Below are 15,153 nucleotides of genomic sequence, written 5' to 3'. Positions count from 1 at the left end.
TTATCGTGAAACTTTTAGTCTGTATTTTCGTACTATAGTTATCAGACGCCCCTCTATTATCTATTTTAGAAAGAAAAAAAGTCTAATAGATAGGATGTGTTGTATGAAAATCATCATTACGTTAGCAGTTGTCTATAGTATTTCATTGGTATTGATTTTAGCATTTGTGTACAAAAGTAATCAAAAAGAACCAGAAGAGGAGAAGATGAGTATATGGATGGTTTGGTTTGTTTCGGTATTGCTAGCCTTAATGCCAGCGATTGCGATTGCCATCCTATTATTGACGATACTTGGTTCAGCAAATGTAGTCGATATGCTGTTTTCTCTACAGTTAAGTACGAATCAATTAATCATGCTGACCATTTTCATCCTCATTTATCTCTTTACAATAGATAGTATTGTAGAGATAGTGGTAAAATACATAGTTGGAAAAGGGATCATCTATTATGTCATTATCCTGCTTTCTCGAACATTCGTATTCTATTGGATCGCGCTATTACAGAAGATCAACCAAATGAATAGCTTTATCATTGCACTAGGAGTGGCTTTCATTATCTTAATAATAGAGTTGCTATATCATGGTAGAAAGAAAAAATAACGGATCTACTGTTTCCAATAATAAGGAGGTCTCTACATATGCGTGATAGAAAATTAGCACATACGTTATCACCATCCTTCCCTAAAATACGCATGATTTCGGACACGCTAACCAATTTGGGTGGATTGGTAGTGGTTGGAATCCTATTTTGGTTATATCAGCTATTCGCATGGCCGATGTGGGCTTTTTGGATATTGCTGGCGGCACTTGTGTTTACGATAATAGGGTTTATTTGGTCGTTTATCGAGCCAATCTATTTGTACCGGAGCTGGAGCTATCAGGTGGATGAAGAATATTTACAATTAAGCTATGGCGTGCTGAAAAAGGAATGGGTAACCGTTCCGATGACAAAGGTTCAATCCGTATCAACTGTACAAGGTCCAATTATGAAACGCTATCAGACCCGTTCCATTAAGGTTGAAACGATGGGGTCTTCCCATGTGATTCCAGCTTTAGAAGAAACGAAAGCGCTCGAATTAAGGGAGCGGTTAATCGAATATGCGAAGTTGAAGGAAGTGGATGAATAATGCGATACCATCCATTGACCATTGCTTTTCGAATCTATCAATTTGTAAAAAACAGCTTTTTTATTATTCTTCTCTTATTTGTGCTTAGAAAGGATTCTGAGTTTTGGCTTTTTGAATATGGTCGGTATGCCTTTATCAGCATTGCGGTATTACGACTCATACATATTGTTCTTGCGTGGTTTGTGGAGAAATATGAATGGCATGAACGCACCTTTCACCTCTATAAAGGGGTCTTTGTGAAGCAGACAAATACGATTCCATTCTCGAAAGTTCAAAATGTAACGAGAAAAACAACGGTTTTCCATAAAATACTTGGTGTTACCTCGATAACATTTGAAACAGCGATGGATGGGGAGGATGATTCCATTCATTTTGATGTGGTAACAAAGGATCATGCGAACTATTTGACAGACTTGGTTCGAGCTGGTAAAGAGAATGAAACCGAAACTACCAATCATATCGAGCTAGAGGAACAAGTGCCGGTGGAAGAACCCGTATCCAAGCCAAGGAGAACCATTCATTTCACCCCAGAACGAAAGGATTTATGGAAGGCAAGCTTCACATCGCTAAGCTTCTTAGCTATTATTCCCATTGCTTTTGGGGCGTGGGATTATATTCAGCCCTTCTTACCTGACGAGGATGAGGTGGAAGGAATCCTTCAATTGTTACTAGCTAGTAAGTGGTTAGTTGCCATCTTGATTATCTTGTTAGTCTTCGTTGCAGTTGGATTTGGTGTTGCTAGAACGTTTATACGTTTTGGGAAATATGAGATTTCCTCTGATGCAACCCATATCTACATTGAGCGCGGTGTACTGGATGAAAGTCAGTTCGTCATTGAGAAAAGGAAAATTCAAGGCTTGGAGATTACCCAGACATGGATTAAGCGGTTATTTGGCTTAGCGGAAGTGAAATTAATTAGCTCCTCTAACCGCATTCTAGATGGTGAGGTAAATGTAAATTCACTTTATCCTTTCTTACCTGTAGCGAAGGCTTATCAATTAATTGAAGAATTAATGCCAAGCTATCAATTAGATGTAGCATTGCACAGGCTTCCTCGTAATGCATTATGGGTGAAGCTAGTAAGGCCAAGCTGGGTATGGATAATTGCAACGATTGCTTTAATTTATTTCAAACCAGACCTTTTTCAAATAAAGCAAGCATGGTGGATTGCGATTATCGGGCTATTTGTGTTGATTGTTGTCCAGCGCATACTGGATTATGTGCACACGAAATATGCCTTTACAGAAGATCAGGTTCTGTGGTGGCATGGGGGCTTTACGAGTAGCATGTTTATCACGAAAAGGAAAAATGTGATTGAAATGAACTATTCGCAATCGGTGTTACAGCGATTTTTTTCGGTTGCGTCTGTCACTACCATTAATCGTTCTATCCCACCTCGTCACGAGACGATTCAGGATATTCCGTTTGAATATGCGGCTGCGATGAATACGTGGTATGTACAACGAAGGCAGGATGTACAAGTGAAGTAGTGCTTTATAGAATTCTCGAAGTCGTCATTCGACAATATTCCTATATTTCCGAGGAAATAATCGTATAGAAATGGAGAAAAGAGAGGGGCGTGACCATGCTATTAGATAAGGATACACAATATCTAAAAAGCATCGATTTAAAACGAGAGAGTATAGCATCCTTTCAAACGTTCCCATTTAATCTACCGGTAGTCCAGGAATTTGAAAAGATCGACTTTCATCCGAATGTGACATATGTTATCGGGGAAAATGGGATGGGGAAGTCGACGTTATTAGAAGCGATTGCGATTGGATTAGGGTTTAATCCTGAAGGTGGTACATTAAATTTTAACTTCTCTAGTTATGACTCCCATTCCGATTTACATCATTATTTACGGATTGCAAAAGGTGGATACCGGCCGAAGAATAGTTTTTTCTTTCGGGCGGAATCCTTTTATAATGTAGCAACGCACATTGAGGAGTTAGATAAGGAAATACTTGGAGGTAGAATTATTGATTCCTATGGTGGAAAATCACTTCATGAGCAGTCCCATGGTGAGTCATTCTTTGCAGCATTTATCCATCGATTTGGTGAAAATGGCCTATATATTTTGGATGAACCGGAAGCGGCCTTATCTCCTTTAAGACAATTGTCGATGCTATCCCGGATTCATGAGCTAGTAAACGAGGAAAGTCAGTTTATCATTTCCACTCACTCGCCAATCATCATGGCTTATCCAAATGCCAAAATCATTCAGCTTACGGAAGAGGGAATGGAGGAGTTGGCATTAGAAGAAACAGGACATTATAAAACGATGAAAAGCTTCTTTGAGGATAGGGAACGATTATTGCATCATTTGTTGAAGTGAGGTAGTTCTTTCTGTGAGGGGCGAGATTAGGTAAAGAGGGAATCTATGTATCATTATAGTCGAGTAGCAGCGGGATAACCTACTACTACTCGACTTTTTACTAATTATCTAATTAAACCTACATTAAGGTATCTGTCAAAACGCTTATCCCATGAATAGCCAAGAGGCTTACCATCAATAACTATACCTAAAACGTACGTTCCATTGATAGTAACACCTACTTCATGGCTACCTCTTTTGGTATAACTTGAACCATTGTGTATCCACTTAAAATCATTAGCACCGGTTTACCAAGATGTAATATTTGTTAACCTTGCTATACTATTTCCACCGTGGTTAATGTGAAGCTGCAGATTGCTATTTATCATGATTATAAAACTATTAGAACTATTTTAAAATGATTATTATAAATATTTGTAAAGTTTTAAAAATATGTTAATATAATTTTTGAAAATACGATAAGGATAGAGATAAATCTGTCATTGATTCTTTAACTGGAGAGGAATTAGGTAAAGGAGTGAATCCTTTATAATAAGGACACATTTAGTGGCCAAAGATTAGAAGAGATTTCACGAATTTATTTACTTCTATGGTTCTACTAAATAGTAATAAACTAAATGGTTGGAGATGTTTAAAATGGATAAGACCCCACCGTATAAAAGGTTACTATTAGCTTGTTTACTAACTTTATTATTTTCTATAAATTTTAAAGACATATTATCCGAAAAGGAAACATCTAGTGATTTACAAAAACTACCTGAAAATTATATTACGATAGAGGGTTATATAGTCTCTAAAAGAACTGACACAATATGGATAGCAGATGAATCTATAAGTATTGGAGAAAGAATATTTGGTTTTTTTACTTCAGACTATGGTTCTGAGATCACAATAGTATCAAAGAATAAAGATGCTGAGAATGACAAATTATTTAATGACCTAAAAATTAATCAAAAAGTAACCGTTTATGGTGATTATTTAATAGAATCTAATCCAAGTAGAATTTCTGCTTATCATGTAGAAGTAATTAAGCGTGACTAGACTTTTTAACACCAATACTTATTTTATATGTAAGAGGACAAAGAAAAAATCTTTGTTCTCTTTTTATACCGCCGGGTAGAGATTATCATGAATGCGAAGGAAGAATAAATGGATCACTAAAATAAGGGCAGGTATTCTACATGATAGTAGGATACCTGCCCTTATTTTAGTGAATACAGTCCTAAAAATGTTAACACATTGTTAAAAAAATACAGATAAAATTAAAATATTACCACTTGTTAACGCTTTCATATGGATGAATCGCTTATATAATGAAACATGTAGTAAAGAAGAACTATAAAAGGGGAGATTAAGTTGAAACATTCAATGAAAGTATTTGCCTTAGGATTAGTTGCTATCCTGGCAGTATTTGTACTTGCTGCTTGTAGTGACTCAAGCAGTGGTAGTGGTGGAGCTGTAAGTGTAGGTATTGTTCTTCCTACAAAGGATGAACCAAGATGGGTGCAGGATGAGGAACGATTTAAGGCTGCTTTAGAGGGGTCTGATCATACAACTGAAATTCTGTTTAGCCAAGGTTCATCGGCTAAGGAAAAAGAAAATGTGGAGACATTAATTAGTAAAGGGATTGAAGTACTGATTATTGCTCCTCATGATGGTGCAGCTGCCGGTGCTGCGGTTGAGGCTGCAAAGGCAGAAGGAATTACCGTAATTGCCTATGACCGATTAATTACCGACACCGATGCGGTGGATTACTATGTAACGTTTGATAGTGTAGCGGTTGGTGAGGCACAGGGACAATATTTAATTGATCATGCATCAGGCTCTAATGTTCCACTTTATTTATATGCTGGTGCTTCGTCTGACAACAACGCGTTCTTATTCTTTGAGGGTGCATGGAAAGTACTTCAGCCAAAGATTGCCGACGGTACATTTGTTATTGCTAACTCCAGTGAAGCAGAGAAATTAAAGGATAAGCCAGAGCTTACTCGTGATGAAATGAGTGCGATCTTAGGTCAGGTTACAACGAACTGGGATCCAAATGAATCGAAGAATAAGGCTGAAACACATTTAACAGCTGTAAGCAATGACTTAAAAGGAGATGTAGCAATCCTAGCACCAAATGATGGTACAGCTCGTGCTATTGCTGATGTATTCTCATCTGATCCGGCCATTTCTAGCTTTGTTGTTACAGGTCAAGACGCAGAGAAAGCTTCTATCCAATACATTATCGATGGTAAACAAACGATGACCGTATTTAAAGATGTTCGTACCCTTGTAACGGATGCAATGGGAATGGCTGTTGATGTGTTAGAAGATAAAACACCAGAAACAACTGGTTCTTACAACAATGGCTCTGTAGATATTAAAGCAAAACAAACCGACGTTATTGTAGTGAATAAAGACAATGTGAAATCAGAACTCATTGATACGGACTACTATGAAGCAGATGAATTTACAGGACTAGAATAATAGCTTGGCAGGTGAAGTAGTAATAGGCAAACTATTACTATTTCACCATTCTAACTTGTCTTAAAAGGGTGGGAGCAATGAGTGAATACATTCTAGAGATGGATCAAATAACCAAGGAATTCTCAGGTGTTAAAGCATTGAGTAATGTGAATTTCAAAGTCGAAAAAGGCGAAATTCACTGTTTAGTTGGAGAAAATGGAGCAGGAAAATCAACCCTAATGAAGGTATTAAGTGGGGTTTATCCTTATGGGACTTATGAAGGCAATATTATTTTCGAAGGTGAAATTCAACAGTTTACAACGATAAATGATAGTGAAAATGCAGGAATCGCCATTATCTATCAGGAGCTTGCCTTATTTCCTGACCTTCCCGTATATGAAAATTTATTTATCGGTAATGAAATCCACCATAAAGGGGTCGTGGATTGGAACAATACGATTCATGCCGCCAAAAAAGTACTGGAAAAAGTAAATCTAAAGGTGGACCCAGAGCGTCTAGTAAAGGATTTGGGAGTTGGACAACAACAGCTGATTGAAATTGCCAAAGCATTAAGCAAGGATGTAAAGCTACTTATATTAGATGAGCCAACCGCGGCATTAAATGAAGATGATAGTGAGAATCTATTACATTTACTTCGGGAGTTAAAGAAACAAGGGATTACTAGTATTATGATTTCCCATAAGCTGAAAGAGGTTATTTCGATAGCAGATAGTGCAACCGTGCTTCGAGATGGAAACACCATTTGTACACTACAAGCTTCAAAAGGCGAAATAACGGAAAACAATATTATAAAAAATATGGTTGGAAGAGAAATTAATGACATTTATCCAAAGCGTGAGAAGAAAAGCTTTGGCGATACGATTTTGGAAGTATCGAATTGGTCTGCCTATGATACGCAATTAGGTAAACAAATTCTTCATCATATAGATTTTCATGTAAAAAAAGGCGAAATTGTTGGAATCGCAGGGTTAATGGGAGCAGGACGTACGGAATTCGCCCAAAGTATCTTTGGAAATCCAAAGTCCTATAAACTCCAAGGCGAATTAAAGGTCGATGGTGTCACAAGGAAATTTAAGCACACGAGTGATGCGATAAAGGCTGGAATTGCTTATGTGACAGAGGACCGTAAAGGTGATGGATTGTTTTTAACACAAGATATTAAGAATAATATTTCCATTGGCAATTTAAAAGCGATATCTGTCAGTCATGTTATTAATGAAAATGAAGAGGTAAAGATTGCCGATCAATATAAGAAGGACCTCACGATTAAAGCGTCTTCTATTGAACAATTGGTTGGTAATTTAAGTGGTGGAAACCAACAGAAGGTTTCACTGGGGAAATGGTTATTTATTGAGCCGAATATTCTTATTCTCGATGAGCCAACGAGAGGGATCGATGTAGGGGCAAAGTTTGAGATCTATACGATTATGAATCGTCTCATCGCTGAGGGAATGAGTATCATTATGATTTCATCTGAGCTTGGAGAAGTATTAGGAATGAGTGACCGTATTTACGTCATGGCAGAAGGTGAAATGAAAGGTGAGCTATTGGCTGAGGAAGCAACACAAGAAAATATTATGGAACTTGCAACACAATAGGGGGTGGAACCATTGAGTTTTTTTGCTGAATTAAAATCATTACTGAAAAATAATATCCGAGATTATGGTATGTATATTGCGCTACTCATTATCATGTTAACCTTCACCATCTTAACGGACGGATTATTTTTATCCTCTCGTAATATTAGTAATTTACTAGATTCCGCTGGATATATTGCCGTTCTAGCGGTTGGGGTGATGATTGTTATCGTCATTCGTCATATTGATTTATCCATTGGATTCCTAGCAGGGTTCCTTGGAGCTATTGCGGCTATTTTATTAATGAGTGCTGGTATGCCGGTATATTTCGTTATACCGTTAATTCTGTTAATAGGAACGATAATTGGACTTACGACTGGTTTTCTTGTTGCTAAGGTCGGAATTCCATCCTTTGTTGCCACACTGGCTGGATGGTTGATATTCCGTGGTGCTTTATTACAAGTAACAGAAGGATCGGGAACGATTATTATCCAAAATGATGCATTTAATGCGATTGGGAATGGGTATATTCCATCCATTATTGAAATTGGTGGATTACACTTACTGTCCTTATTACTAGGGCTTTTCGGTATTCTATTCTTTATTTATAGTTCCATTTCAAAGCGCAGAAAGATGCTGAAATATGAGTTTGAAGTAGTATCAAAACCAATCTTCATCTTACAGCTCGTGTTTGTTTCGGCAATTATTGGTTATATTACATGGATTCTTGCAGGCTATAATGGATTATCATGGACACTGATTATTATTTTAGTAGTTGTGATGGTATATCACTTTATTACGACTAAGACGGTTATTGGTAGGCATATTTATGCAGTGGGAAGTAATCCAGAAGCGGCACATCTAAGTGGTATAAACGTAAAGAAAATCACGTTGTTAGTGTTCGGATCAATGGGATTCCTCGCTGCTTTATCGGGGATATTATTTACATCCCGTCTGCAATCGGCTACGACAACGGCGGGTACTTTATTTGAGCTAGATGCAATTGCTGCTGCCTATGTTGGTGGGGTATCATCAGCAGGGGGAGTCGGAAAAGTAACGGGAGCCATTATCGGTGCGATCGTTATGGCCTCACTCACCAACGGAATGAACCTGCTTGGAGTCGGGATATCCTATCAATATATGATTCGCGGAGGCGTCCTAGCCTTAGCAGTAATATTTGATGTTATGACTAGAAAACGTGCTAGTTAATGATAAAATAGGGGCAGTTTGTTGCCCCTATCCTAATTTTCCCTTCCGAAATGCTTACATCCCCTTCTCATTACACTACCAATCTACTATCCTCAGTAAAATTAATTTGTTGTATCAATAAATATGGTGGTATGATAATGAATATTCATTCATTACACGACTACCAATTTTACCGTAAAGAAATAGAGAATGGAGGTATTTCTCTTGCGTAAGACATCTCTGCTTATACTTAGTATGATATTTATTGTGCTCTGCTTTTTTACGACTACATCAGCAATTCATGTCTTCGAATCCGATTGGGAAATGCCAACCTCCATCAAGGAAAGCCAGTCTGCATACCGGCTAGTACTGATTACCCAAGATATCGATACACCCTTTTGGGATCAGGTAGGTAGAGCAGCAGAACGAGAGGCTAAGAAACTCGGAGTAAGTCTTGAGGTATGGGGGAATTATGGTGGCCATCAGGAGGACTTTCTAAAGAATTTAGAAGTTGCCATCCAGTCGAAGGTAGATGGAATCATTGTCCAAGGGCTTGATTCGGAAGACTTTAAAGAATTAACAAAGGTGAAGGCTTCCTTTTACGGTATTCCGATTATGACAATAGCGAATGATGTACCAATCGAAGAGAGTCTGAGAAGAACCTATGTGGGCTCAGATCACTATAAGGCTGGCGAGCTCATCGCAAAACAAATGCTTGCTGATATGGGAGATACTGGGGATGTGGTGCTCATGTTTAATCGAAATGTCGAGTATTACCAGGAGCAACGAATTGCCGGGATTAAAGCCGTATTACAGGATTATGAACAGATAACCATACATTACGCAGGGACCTCCAACACACGGGAGGATATGGTCGCCGTTACACAGGAAGTCTTAAATCAAGTACCTCAAGCCAATGCATTTATTGCGGTTAACGCCAATAGTGCCGGTGCTATTGTACAAGAAATAAGTAAGCGCTATCAAGTCGAGCCGTTTTATATCTATTCTTTTGATGAAGGACCGGAATCATTATCCCTACTTAGACAGGGTGCACTAAATGCGATTATCCAACAATCACCAGAGCAAATGGGCAAACAAAGTGTCGACTTATTAACGAAATGGTTAAACGGTGAAGTAGTACCACTCGATACAGATGGTTATTTAACTGATATTCATGTGTTAAAGGCAGCTGCTTTTTATGAGTAAAATACAAAAGAAAATATGGACGGTTTCCGCTATTATGCTTGTGATTATGTCTTCTATTTGGATTGCGCTTACCTATTATAATAATAAAACATTAAATCAATACAATGAAATCTTGCAGCGCTACTTAAGCTTGAATGAAGTATCGACAGCTAGTCAAGAAGTAATCAATAACGTCAATGATTTTATGTTGAATCCAACTCCGCATAATATGGAGCAAATCGAAAAAGGAAAAAAAGCAGTTTTACAAGCGAAGGAGCAAGTATTCCATCTAAGAAATGTTGATAATAATTTCACGATAACGAATTATAGCAACCTGATTGATAGTTTTATCGAATCGACGAATCGCTTCCTCTTATATTACGCAGAAAATGAGGTAGAGGCTCAGGCGAAGGAATTTGCTGAAGCTAGTAGTATTTCCAATCATATAGCCGATATGACGTTATCACTCATGGAGAAGGAATTAAAGACCTATGACTTATTTTACGTAGGAATGATTAAACAATCGAATGAGTTAAAAGAACTGGGAATATGGATTATTTTATTAATTGCCTTTGTCCTGCTTATTCTTTCTTATTGGTTCTCACGAAGTATTACGAAGCCTGTACTAGAACTTACCGAAGCGGCAAACGAGCTTTCTAAAGGACGATTTGATTTGCAGGTTAAAGTAGAAACGAACGATGAAATTGCGTTTCTTGCTAAAACCTTTGACCATATGCGTAAAAATATCAATAAGCTATTTATCGAAACACAGCAAAAAGCGAGGCTGGAACATGAACTGCAGCAGAATAAAATTTTACTGCAAGAAAGCCAGTTTCGTAGTTTGCAAAGTCAAATCAACCCTCATTTCCTATTTAATACGCTAAATGCTATATCAAAGAAGGCGTATTTAGAAGGAGCACAGGAAACGAGTGATTTATTAGTCAATGTGGCAGGATTATTACGGTATAATCTCAAGCAAATGGACCGGAAAGTACCACTCGGGGATGAGGTAGAGGTATTAAAGCAATACCTAGAGATTCAACAGGCGCGAATGACCGATCGGCTTCACGTTCACATGGAGATTGAGGAGTCCTGTCTGACGATACCAATACCAACCCTTACACTGCAACCACTTATTGAAAATGCAGTAGTACATGGGATAGAGCCTAAGGAAGATGGCGGAAATATATGGGTGCGTATTCGAGATGATGTGGAGTGGGTAACCATCGAAATAGAAGATGATGGGGTGGGAGTGCCACAGGAAATAATCGAGAAAATTGTAACTGGTAATTATACATCGCAAGAAGAGCAGTCCACTGGAATTGGATGCCGTAATGTGATGACTCGTTTACGGCTTTATTATGGCAGGGATGATGTTTTCCAAATGGAAAGTGTCGTCGATTGTTATACAAAAGTTGTCTTAAAGCTATGGAAGGAAAAGGGGGAAGGCCATGATGCAGCTCCTAATCGTGGATGATGAACAAATTGAACGAGATGGCATGAAGGCTATTTTACAAAAATCCTTTCCAAGTCTTCTGATAAACGAAGCTAGAAATGGAAAAATGGCTATCGAAAAAGCGAAAGTCCTAAAACCTAATTTAATTTTAATGGATATTAAAATGCCTGGTATCAATGGATTAGAAGCTATGGAGACTATTATGCAAGACAGCCCTGACACTAAATTCATCATGGTTACCGCATATGATACGTTTGATTATATGCGAAAAGCCATTACATTAGGTGCCTCTGATTATCTACTGAAGCCAAGTAAAGCGGTGGATATTATCGAGATCGTTGGCAAGGTGTTAAAGGAAATTGTACAGGAGCAAAAGGCAAAAGCCGAAAGTGAGTTACAGAAGATCGTATTCCAAAAAACGAGGTCCATCATCGAAACGGATCTCGTGACACAATTGTTATTTGAGCATGTGCATGAAGTAAATCGCACGATATTAATGGATATACTCGATATTGACATGGAGCAAGAAGTGTTTGTCATGAATGTTCTCATGCCAGAAAGCTCGGAACAGCTTTACACGTTAGTAAAGGAAAAAACACAAGAATCAGGGTACTGCTTAGTCGGAGCATGGTCGGGGAATCAGCTACCCATTATCGTTTGCCGTAACCATCGTGTATCGTTTCGTTCTCAAGCAATTGCACTTGCACGTAACATTCTTTCCGTAACGAATCAGAAGGAGGAGATGGGCTGGTTCATCGGGATTGGTAATGTATATCCCGCACTAGACCAAGCTCGTCAATCGTATCAAGAATCCTTGGTTGCCGTCACAGACTATTTATCTCCGGGGAAATACCGCTTTTATGCAGAAATAGAGACAATAGAGGAAGCGTTGTTTGACCAACGACTAAACCAATTAAAAAAGCAGCTGCCGGATTACGTTAAACTCGGACAGTGGGAGGAAATTCGAAACGAAATCATCCATTTAATCCACTTTTTTGAACAGAAGGGGGCAAGCTTAGTCTATAGTCAGCAACGAATGCTAGAAGTGCTATGGCTCATCTCACGGGTATTACAGGATTTACGTATCGAAACCAAATCGCCACTTTATGCGTTTCAGACAATGGATTATCGCCAGCTTCGTACAGAGACGAATCTATTATTGGAGCAGTTACATACAAGTCATGTCCAGCATTATCATCAGCTTGAAGCAGATACGGTGCAACAAATTAAGCAATACATTACAGAGCATTCCCATGAAGAAATTTCGCTTGAAGCGATCGGGAGAGAGATCGGCTTAAGTCCGATTTATATTAGTAAATTATTTAAGGAAAAGATGGGAATCAATTATATCGACTTTTTAACAGAATGCCGTATCGAAAAAGCGAAAAAGCTCATGCAGGATCCGAAGCGAAGTATTAAAGAGATCGCGATTGAAGTTGGCTACCATGAACCAAATTATTTCAGTAAGGTGTTTAAGAAAATCGTCCATGTATCACCGAAGGAATATCAGAATGCCATTCTTGGGAAGTAATTAGCATGATAAGGGGGCTAAAGCTTTGAGAAATCATATCGTTCATCTAATCATTCGCAGTTTAGCGGCTGTACTCCTTCTGTTTCTTTTCGCTTGTGAGAAGGAGCCAGTAGCGCTAATGGAAAAGAATAGTCCCGTCTTAGAACAGAATGAAGACCCAACAGCGAAGGAGCGCATAAAAATTGGTTTTTCCATGGATACCTTAGAAGAGGAGCGGTGGCTGAAGGATCGGGAGCTGTTTAAAGAAGAGCTAGAGGCATTGGGTGTAGAAGTAGAGATTATGATAGCCAATGAAAATGCAGCGGTTCAACTTTCGCAAATTGAAACGATGATTAGTAATGGTACCGATTTACTGGTGGTTGTTCCTTATTATACCGAAACAGCGGCCGCCATTGTGGAGAAGGCCCATTCAGCTGGAATTAAGGTCATCTCCTATGACCGCATTATCAAGAACGCCAATGTTGATTTATATGTTTCCTTTGATAATGAAATGGTAGGAGAGCTTCAAGCAAAGGCCATGACGAATCTCGTACCTAAAGGAAAGTATGTGTATATTGGTGGATCTGTTACGGATAATAATGCGATTCTCTTAAAAAAAGGCGTGTTTAACATATTGAAGCCTTTTATCGATCGTGACGATATTCAAGTGGTGTATGACCAATGGACGGAAAATTGGACACCAGAGAATGCCTATCAAAATATGCTCGCTGCATTAGAGGCAAATGATAATCAAATTGATGCTGTCATTGCTGCTAATGATGGAACAGCAGGTGGTGCTATTAGAGCGTTAGAGGAAAGAGGACTAGCTGGTACCATTCCAGTTGCAGGCCAAGATGCCGACTTAGCTGCGATTCAACGAATTGTAGAAGGTACACAAACGATGACCGTTTATAAGCCTATTCAACAGCTTGCCAAGGAGGCAGCAGAGCTTGCTGTTGCACTTGCCAACGGGGAAACGATTGAAACAGATAGCAAAATTAATAATGGAAAAATCGAAGTGCCCTCGGTCTTACTTTCACCAATCGAGGTCAATCGTGATAATATTGATGAAACCGTTATTCAGGATGGCTTCCATGCAAAAGAAGATGTTTATCAGGAGTAGCTATTTCCATAGCGCTTTTTACCAATAACCACATCTATCCAATTTTGCTATAATGAACCTGATAAGGAAAGTAAGGGGGATGTGAGATGAAAGCAGTCGTAATCGAACAATTTGGTGGACCAGAGGTATTACAATACAAAGAAGTTCCAACACCGCAACCAGGCCATCAGGAAGTGTTAATCAAAGTGGAAAAGACTAGTGTCAACTATGCGGATATAAAAAACCGCACCGGTAAAAAGGCGAAAGGGGATTTTCCAATTATTTTAGGTCTTGATTTAGTTGGGACAATTGACCAGCTAGGCGAAGGGGTTACCGATTTAACGGTAGGGCAACGGGTAATTGCGTTTCCGAAGACGGGCTCTTATGCGGAATATGCGGTTGCTAGTGAGCAATTAACCTTTCCTATCCCTGATGAAATTAGTTTGGATGTAGCGGCAGCAAGTCCGATTGTAGCGTTCTTAAGCTATAAGCTGCTGAAAGATGTTGGAAGAATGGAGGCGGGGGAGACGGTTCTTGTTCATTCAGCTGCAGGTGGAGTCGGTACGACAGCGATACAAATGGCCAAGCTGTTAGGAGCTAGTCGCGTATTCGGAACAGTTGGAAGTAGGGAAAAGTTTCGTGTTGCCTATGAGGCAGGGGCAGATCATGTTTTCACATATGATGATTTTTCGGATAACATACTGGAATTGACCGATGGAATTGGGGTGGACATCATTCTTGATTCCATGTCTGGAAAGGTGTCTGAAGCAAGTATGAGCTGCCTTGCAGAATACGGACGACTCGTACACTTCGGTAACTCAAGCGGTGAAGTCGGTCATTTTAAGACGAATGAGCTTCATAATAGTTGCCGATCTGTATTGGGCTTTAGTCTAGGTAATACTCGGAAGAAGAGACCTGAGCTACTAAAGGAAGCAGCAGAACATGTCATTCCGTTCCTGGCTAGAGGGGATTTAGATATTGTCATCGGAGCGGAATTTTCGTTACATGAAGTCGCAGAAGCACATCGTCTAATCGAGCAAAGACAGCATACAGGAAAAATACTATTAACCGTTTAAAGCAAATACCTTCACTTCAGAAATTTTAGAGGTGAAGGTATTTGTATGAAGATTTTAGTAAAAGTCATCGAGCAGTGCTAATTTTCCCAAGGCTGATACGATATATGGTAATGTTAATTAATAC

Annotated in this window: 13 protein-coding genes; all 13 read left to right on the top strand. The window is 38.9% G+C overall.

Annotation, left to right across the window (positions count from 1 at the left end; translation table 11 throughout):
- Positions 1-103: 103 nt before the first annotated feature.
- The 13 genes from MKY78_RS03610 (at position 104) to MKY78_RS03550 (ending at position 15,029) form a co-directional block, all read left to right on the top strand.
- Positions 104-598 carry a hypothetical protein gene (locus MKY78_RS03610; RefSeq protein ID WP_339216295.1) on the top strand — a complete coding sequence of 165 codons (495 nt, stop codon included), beginning with the start codon at positions 104-106 and terminating at the stop codon, positions 596-598.
- Between the two features lie 38 nt (positions 599-636).
- Positions 637-1,125, top strand: coding sequence for a PH domain-containing protein (locus MKY78_RS03605; RefSeq protein ID WP_186869160.1), 489 nt, complete (start codon positions 637-639; stop codon positions 1,123-1,125).
- On the top strand, positions 1,125-2,615 hold the full coding sequence (locus MKY78_RS03600) for a PH domain-containing protein (RefSeq protein ID WP_339216292.1): 1,491 nt from the start codon (positions 1,125-1,127) through the stop codon (positions 2,613-2,615). The genes MKY78_RS03605 and MKY78_RS03600 overlap by 1 nt, the downstream gene beginning before the upstream one ends.
- Positions 2,616-2,710: 95 nt before the next feature.
- A complete protein-coding gene (locus tag MKY78_RS03595) occupies positions 2,711-3,463 on the top strand; it encodes an AAA family ATPase (protein ID WP_339216290.1) in 753 nt (250 codons plus the stop codon).
- Positions 3,464-4,099: 636 nt separating this feature from the next.
- The gene (locus MKY78_RS03590) at positions 4,100-4,504 is read left to right on the top strand and encodes a DUF3221 domain-containing protein (protein ID WP_339216288.1); all 405 of its coding nucleotides are present in this window, start codon (positions 4,100-4,102) and stop codon (positions 4,502-4,504) included.
- Positions 4,505-4,819: 315 nt separating this feature from the next.
- Positions 4,820-5,935: a sugar-binding protein gene (locus tag MKY78_RS03585; protein WP_339216286.1), complete on the top strand. Its 1,116-nt coding sequence runs from the start codon at positions 4,820-4,822 to the stop codon at positions 5,933-5,935.
- A gap of 77 nt (positions 5,936-6,012) precedes the next feature.
- A complete protein-coding gene (locus MKY78_RS03580; protein ID WP_186869165.1) occupies positions 6,013-7,533 on the top strand; it encodes a sugar ABC transporter ATP-binding protein in 1,521 nt (506 codons plus the stop codon).
- A 69-nt stretch (positions 7,534-7,602) separates the two neighbouring features.
- Positions 7,603-8,721: a sugar ABC transporter permease gene (locus MKY78_RS03575; RefSeq protein ID WP_186869398.1), complete on the top strand. Its 1,119-nt coding sequence runs from the start codon at positions 7,603-7,605 to the stop codon at positions 8,719-8,721.
- 204 nt (positions 8,722-8,925) lie between these two features.
- Positions 8,926-9,906: a substrate-binding domain-containing protein gene (locus MKY78_RS03570; protein ID WP_339216283.1), complete on the top strand. Its 981-nt coding sequence runs from the start codon at positions 8,926-8,928 to the stop codon at positions 9,904-9,906.
- The gene (locus MKY78_RS03565) at positions 9,899-11,362 is read left to right on the top strand and encodes a sensor histidine kinase (RefSeq protein WP_339216281.1); all 1,464 of its coding nucleotides are present in this window, start codon (positions 9,899-9,901) and stop codon (positions 11,360-11,362) included. The genes MKY78_RS03570 and MKY78_RS03565 overlap by 8 nt, the downstream gene beginning before the upstream one ends.
- The gene (locus MKY78_RS03560) at positions 11,337-12,872 is read left to right on the top strand and encodes a response regulator (protein ID WP_339216279.1); all 1,536 of its coding nucleotides are present in this window, start codon (positions 11,337-11,339) and stop codon (positions 12,870-12,872) included. Before MKY78_RS03565 ends, MKY78_RS03560 begins: the two co-directional genes overlap by 26 nt.
- A gap of 25 nt (positions 12,873-12,897) precedes the next feature.
- Positions 12,898-13,974, top strand: coding sequence for a D-xylose ABC transporter substrate-binding protein (gene xylF / locus MKY78_RS03555; protein ID WP_339216277.1), 1,077 nt, complete (start codon positions 12,898-12,900; stop codon positions 13,972-13,974).
- An 86-nt stretch (positions 13,975-14,060) separates the two neighbouring features.
- Positions 14,061-15,029, top strand: coding sequence for a zinc-binding dehydrogenase (locus MKY78_RS03550; RefSeq protein WP_339216275.1), 969 nt, complete (start codon positions 14,061-14,063; stop codon positions 15,027-15,029).
- Positions 15,030-15,153: the final 124 nt, after the last annotated feature.

It is taken from the genome of Ornithinibacillus sp. FSL M8-0202, assembly GCF_037975285.1.
GTDB lineage: Bacteria > Bacillota > Bacilli > Bacillales > Amphibacillaceae > Ornithinibacillus > Ornithinibacillus massiliensis.
The sequence above is the reverse complement of the archived record's forward strand: the minus strand, read 5'-3'. Positions and strand labels throughout refer to the sequence as shown.

What these genes read in the sequence shown, in the direction of transcription:
- MKY78_RS03610 (WP_339216295.1), top strand. Translation starts at nt 104, where the DNA reads ATGAAAATCATCATTACGTTAGCAGTTGTCTATAGTATTTCATTGGTA.
- MKY78_RS03605 (WP_186869160.1), top strand. Translation starts at nt 637, where the DNA reads ATGCGTGATAGAAAATTAGCACATACGTTATCACCATCCTTCCCTAAA.
- MKY78_RS03600 (WP_339216292.1), top strand. Translation starts at nt 1,125, where the DNA reads ATGCGATACCATCCATTGACCATTGCTTTTCGAATCTATCAATTTGTA.
- MKY78_RS03595 (WP_339216290.1), top strand. Translation starts at nt 2,711, where the DNA reads ATGCTATTAGATAAGGATACACAATATCTAAAAAGCATCGATTTAAAA.
- MKY78_RS03590 (WP_339216288.1), top strand. Translation starts at nt 4,100, where the DNA reads ATGGATAAGACCCCACCGTATAAAAGGTTACTATTAGCTTGTTTACTA.
- MKY78_RS03580 (WP_186869165.1), top strand. Translation starts at nt 6,013, where the DNA reads ATGAGTGAATACATTCTAGAGATGGATCAAATAACCAAGGAATTCTCA.
- MKY78_RS03575 (WP_186869398.1), top strand. Translation starts at nt 7,603, where the DNA reads ATGTATATTGCGCTACTCATTATCATGTTAACCTTCACCATCTTAACG.
- MKY78_RS03565 (WP_339216281.1), top strand. Translation starts at nt 9,899, where the DNA reads ATGAGTAAAATACAAAAGAAAATATGGACGGTTTCCGCTATTATGCTT.
- MKY78_RS03560 (WP_339216279.1), top strand. Translation starts at nt 11,337, where the DNA reads ATGATGCAGCTCCTAATCGTGGATGATGAACAAATTGAACGAGATGGC.
- MKY78_RS03550 (WP_339216275.1), top strand. Translation starts at nt 14,061, where the DNA reads ATGAAAGCAGTCGTAATCGAACAATTTGGTGGACCAGAGGTATTACAA.